The following is a 4766-nucleotide window of genomic DNA, read 5'->3' on the forward strand; positions in this document are numbered from 1 at the left end:
CAGGGTGCGGGGCGGCATTGGCCGCCGGCGGCGGGGCGGCAGGCACCGGGCCGGGGGCGATGGCGGGCTCGCTCATGCCTGGGCTCCCTTCGGCTCGGCGCGCGCGGCCTGCGGGGCCGGGATCGGCGTGGGCTGGGCGGGTTTCATGATCTTCTTCAGCACCTCGGTGCGCGGACCGAACATCTCGACCGCGCCGTCGCGCATCAGCAGCACCTTCTCCACCCCCTGCACGAGGACGGGGCGGTGGGAGACGAGCACGACCGTCGTCCCCCTCTTGCGCAGTTCCTGCAGCGCGCCGAGCAGCGCGGCTTCCGAATCGCCGTCGAGGTTGCTGTTCGGCTCATCGAGCACGATCAGCTTCGGGTTGCCGAACATGGCACGGGCCAGGCCGATCTGCTGGCGCTGCCCGCCGGACAGGTGCTGGCCGCCCTCGCCGATCTCGGTCTCGTAGCCCTTGGGCAGGCGCAGGATCATCTCATGCGCGCCGGCGAGCTTGGCCGCGTCGAACACCGCTTCGGCCGGGGCTTCCGCCATGCGGGAGATGTTGTCGATCACCGTGCCATCGAACAGTTCGACATCCTGCGGCAGGTAGCCGACATGGCGGCCGAAATCCTCCCGCTGCCAGGTGTAGACATCGGCGCCGTCGAGCCGCACCGCGCCGGAATTGCATTGCAGCGTGCCGGTCAGCAGGCGGATCAGCGTGGTCTTGCCTGCCGCCGACGGGCCGATGATGGCCAGGCTTTCGGCGGGTTCGAGCGCGAAGGAGACGCCCTTGATGACCGCGACGCCGGACCCCGGGAAGCCGAAGGTCACGCGTTCCACCGCGAGCCGGCCGCGGGGTTCGGGCAGCGGGATGCCGGGCGGGCGCAGCCGCGGCAGCACCAGGAAGGCCTGCAGCCGCTTCCAGGACTGCCGCGCCTGCACCAGCTGCTTCCAGCCGCCGATCAGCTGTTCGACGGGCGCGAGGGCGCGGCCCATGATGATCGAGGCGGCGATCGACGCGCCCGCGGTCATCTGCTGTTGCAGCACCAGATAGGCGCCCAGGCCGAGGATCGCGACCTGCACCGCAAGCCGGGTGAACTTCGTGATGGCGAGCAGCGGCGCGGCGCGGTCCATGGCGCGGTTCATCGGCGCGGTCATCTCGGCGACGCCGATGCGCCAGCGCGCCATGACGGCAGGCAGCATGCCCATGCTGTCGATGACCTCGGCGTTGCGCACGATCGATTCGGCGCGGCGCTGGGAGACCATGGCGCCGGTGTTCGCCTCGCGCAGCAGCTTCGAGGTCGCGACCTCGCTCAGCACCGTCAGCCCGAAGAGCAGCAGCGCGCCGACCGCCGCGACGGCGCCGAGAATCGGATTCAGCGCGAAGATCACGAGCAGGTATGCCGGCACCCAGGGCACGTCATAGAGCGAGAGCGCGCCGGGGGAGGCGATGAAGCCGCGGCAGACTGCGAGGTCGCGCAGCGCCTCCATCCGGTAGGGGCGGCCGCGCAGCTGGCTTTCCACCGCGCGGGCGAAGCCTTCCGGCGCGACCTTCTCCTCCATCCAGCCGCCGATGCGGTGCATGATGCGCGAGCGCGCCGCTTCCAGCACGGCGAGCAGGCCGAGTGCCGCGATGGCGATGAGCGTCAGGTAGAGCAGCGTGTCGAGGTTGCGGGTGGCGAGCACCCGGTCGAACACCTGCATCATGTATAGCGAGACGGTGAGCTGCAGGACGTTGACCACGCCGCTGAACACGCCGACGGCCATGAACTGGCTGCGGCAGGCGGCGAGCGCCCGGGCGAGCGCCGTCTGCGCCGGGGGGGTCTCGCCGAGGACCATCCTCGGATCAGGAGCCATGGATCGCAGCCATCCTTTCCAAGTGCCAGCATCATTGCGCCGTGGCGGGGGGCGCGGCGTCGCTGGCCGTCACATCAATAGGCGTCTTGTTGCCAGGAGGTTAGGGCAAAGAATAAGAAATTTACAAGTTTTTAAGACTCTCCTGGGCTGCCTCTCATGCGCACAACCCATCCTAGCACACCATTCGTCACGTCGGGGTTGCCGAAACCCCTTGGCGGGCCCATCCGAAGGCGGCGCCCGGCGGGGCCCGGCGCGCGGGAGGACGTGGCCGCATGGACGTGATCATGGCCGATGAGGCCGAGGCCGGGACGGTCGAACTCACCATCCTCATGCCCTGCCTGAACGAGGCCGAGACGATCGGCACCTGCGTCGCGAAGGCCATGGGCTACCTCGCCCGCAGCGGCGTGGCCGGGGAGGTGCTGATCGCCGACAATGGCAGCACCGACGGCAGCCAGGCGATCGCCGAGCGGCTCGGCGCGCGCGTGGTGCCCGTACCCGAGCGCGGCTACGGCGCGGCGCTGATCACCGGCATCCGCGCTGCCCGCGGGCGCTTCGTCGTGATGGGCGACAGCGACGATTCCTACGATTTTTCCGCCCTCGACCCCTTCCTTGCCAAGCTGCGCGAAGGCTTCGACCTGGTGATGGGCAACCGCTTCCGCGGCGGGATCAAGCCAGGTGCGATGCCGCCGTTGCATCGCTACCTGGGCAATCCCGTGCTCTCGACCATCGGGCGCGTCTTCTATGGCAGCCCGGTGGGCGACTTCCATTGCGGCCTGCGCGGCTTCCGGCGGGAGGCGATGTTGGGGCTCGACCTGCGCGCGCCGGGGATGGAATTCGCCTCCGAGATGGTGGTGAAGGCGACGATGCAGGGGCTGCGCATCGCCGAGGTGCCGACGACCCTCTCGCCGGACGGGCGGTCGCGGCCGCCGCATCTGCGGTCCTGGCGGGATGGCTGGCGGCACCTGCGCTTCCTGCTCGTGTTCTGCCCGCGTTGGCTGTTCCTCTATCCGGGGCTTGCGCTGGCGCTGGCCGGGCTTGCGGCTATGGCGGTGCTGCTGCCGGGCCCGGCGCGCGCCTTCGGGCTGACCTTCGATGTGCATACTTTGCTTTATGCATCCGGCGCGACGGTGATGGGCTTCCAGGCCGTGCAGTTCTGGGTCTTCTCGCGCATCTACGGCGCGCAGATGGGCATGGTGCCTGAGTCCCGCGCGCTCAATGCCGCGCTCGCCCGCTTCGGGCTGGAGCCGGCGCTCATCGTGGCCGGGATCCTGGTGCTGGCGGGCCTCGGCCTCGGCGCCGCGACGGTGGCGATCTGGGGCGCGGAGCGCTTCGGAGAACTGCGCGGCACGGGCGCGCTGCGGCTCGCGATCGCCTCTGTCACTGCCATGCTGCTCGGGCTGCAGCTGGCCTTCGGCGCCTTCTTCATCGCTGTGCTCGGGATGATGCGACCGCGCGGCTGAGCCTCAGCGCGGCGCGAAGACGAGCGCGCGCGAGAGGAAGAAGTTCGAGAACATGCCGGCGATCGAGCCCGCCGCGACGCCCAGCACCGGCCAGGCCGCGACCAGCGGCACGAAGGTGACGAGCGCGGCGTAGGTCCCGTAGTTCAGCGCGAAGCCGCCCAGGTTCACGATCACGAACAGCGCCCATTGCCGGTGCGCCGACGTCCCGCCCGCCCGGTTGCGGAAGGTCCAGAGCCGGTTGAGCAGCCACGTCGTCGTCGCCGCCGTGACGTAGGAGATGGCGCGCCCGCCATAGAGCCCCGCGCCGAGCGCGAGCGCCCCGTAGAGCACGGTGGTGTCGACCACGAAGCCGACTGTGCCGACGACGCCGAAGCGCAGGAATTCCTGCGCCAGCGCCGCCCGCGCCGGGCCGAGCAGGCGCACCAGCAGGGGGCCGATCATGGGCAGGTCGCTCATGGGGCGGGTGTAGGGCCGGCGCCGCCGCTTGCCCAGCCCCGGGGGCGCTGTCACGGTGGATCGCAAATCGAGGAGTGTGGCGATGGTCGCCGTGATCGGGCTCGGCAACATGGGCTTCGCGATGCTGCGCCGCCTGATCGCCGCGGGTCGCACCCCGCGCGCCTGGGACCTCGAGGAGGAGCGGCGCGCCGCCGCCGCCGCGGCGGGTGCCGCCGTGCCGGGCGGCCTCGGTGGCGCGGTCGGGCCCGAGGTGATCCTCTCCCTGCCGGATGCCGGCGCGGTCGGCACGGTGCTGTCTGCGGTCCTTCCGGTGCTGTCCAAGGGCAGCGTCATCCTCGACACCTCCACCCTCGCGCCGGCCGAGGCCCGCGGCTTCGCCGCGACAGCCGAGAGTTGGGGCTGCGCCTATCTCGACGCGCCGGTCTCGGGTGGGCCGGCGGGCGCGGCAGCGGGCACGCTCGCGATGATGATCGGCGGGGATGGGGCGGCGCTGGCGCGCGCGCGGCCGGTGATCGACCTGCTCGCCGCGAGGGTGCTGCACATCGGCCCGTCCGGCGCGGGGCAGGTCGCCAAGCTGGTGAACAACCTGCTGGTCGCGACGAACCTCGTCGTCTCGGCCGAGGCGCTGCGCCTCGGCGCGGCGGCGGGCGTGGCGCCGGAGGCGCTGCTGCCCGTGATCAACGGCGCGACCGGCCGCTCGGCCGCGACGGAGGTGAACTGGCCGCGCTGGATCCTGCCCGGGACCTTCGATTCCGGCTTCTCGGCCGGGCTGATGCGCAAGGATGTCCGCCTCGCGCTGGGCCTCGCGCAATCCGTGGACGCGCCGCTCGACGCCACCGCGCGCGCCGCGGCGGCCTGGGAGGCGCTGGCGGACGCGGCCCCCGACGAGGCCGACTTCAACCGCCTGGCCGCGGCGATCCTGGGCGGCGGGACGGCTTGACGGGTCGCTCCGGTCGCGGGGCCGCCGCCGAAGGCTAGGCGAGAAGAAGCAGGCGGACCGCGGTTCCGGCG

At 71.7% G+C, this 4766-nt stretch carries 4 protein-coding genes; 2 read left to right on the top strand and 2 right to left on the bottom strand.

The genetic code is table 11. From position 1 onward, the window contains the following. Window positions 1-72 precede the first annotated feature (72 nt). Window positions 73-1839, bottom strand: coding sequence for a type I secretion system permease/ATPase (locus tag HW577_RS20915; RefSeq protein WP_232475109.1), 1767 nt, complete (start codon window positions 1837-1839; stop codon window positions 73-75). A gap of 272 nt (window positions 1840-2111) precedes the next feature. Here HW577_RS20915 and HW577_RS20920 point away from each other — a divergent pair, with 272 nt between their 5' ends. Further along, on the top strand, window positions 2112-3299 hold the full coding sequence (locus HW577_RS20920; RefSeq protein ID WP_198378057.1) for a glycosyltransferase family 2 protein: 1188 nt from the start codon (window positions 2112-2114) through the stop codon (window positions 3297-3299). A gap of 3 nt (window positions 3300-3302) precedes the next feature. Here the strand turns inward: HW577_RS20920 and HW577_RS20925 are convergent, their stop codons facing one another. Beyond that, entirely contained in the window at window positions 3303-3809 is a 507-nt protein-coding gene (locus tag HW577_RS20925; protein WP_332837772.1) for a GtrA family protein, read from the bottom strand. Between the two features lie 28 nt (window positions 3810-3837). Here HW577_RS20925 and HW577_RS20930 point away from each other — a divergent pair, with 28 nt between their 5' ends. Next, on the top strand, window positions 3838-4695 hold the full coding sequence (locus HW577_RS20930) for an NAD(P)-dependent oxidoreductase (protein ID WP_198378058.1): 858 nt from the start codon (window positions 3838-3840) through the stop codon (window positions 4693-4695). Window positions 4696-4766 lie beyond the last annotated feature (71 nt).

It is taken from the genome of Neoroseomonas rubea (assembly GCF_016106015.1).
GTDB classification, from domain to species: domain Bacteria; phylum Pseudomonadota; class Alphaproteobacteria; order Acetobacterales; family Acetobacteraceae; genus Neoroseomonas; species Neoroseomonas rubea.

Excerpts from the sequence above, each read along its gene's own strand:
- HW577_RS20915 (WP_232475109.1), bottom strand. The coding sequence starts at position 1,839 with ATGGCTCCTGATCCGAGGATGGTCCTCGGCGAGACCCCCCCGGCGCAG.
- HW577_RS20920 (WP_198378057.1), top strand. The coding sequence starts at position 2,112 with ATGGACGTGATCATGGCCGATGAGGCCGAGGCCGGGACGGTCGAACTC.
- HW577_RS20930 (WP_198378058.1), top strand. The coding sequence starts at position 3,838 with ATGGTCGCCGTGATCGGGCTCGGCAACATGGGCTTCGCGATGCTGCGC.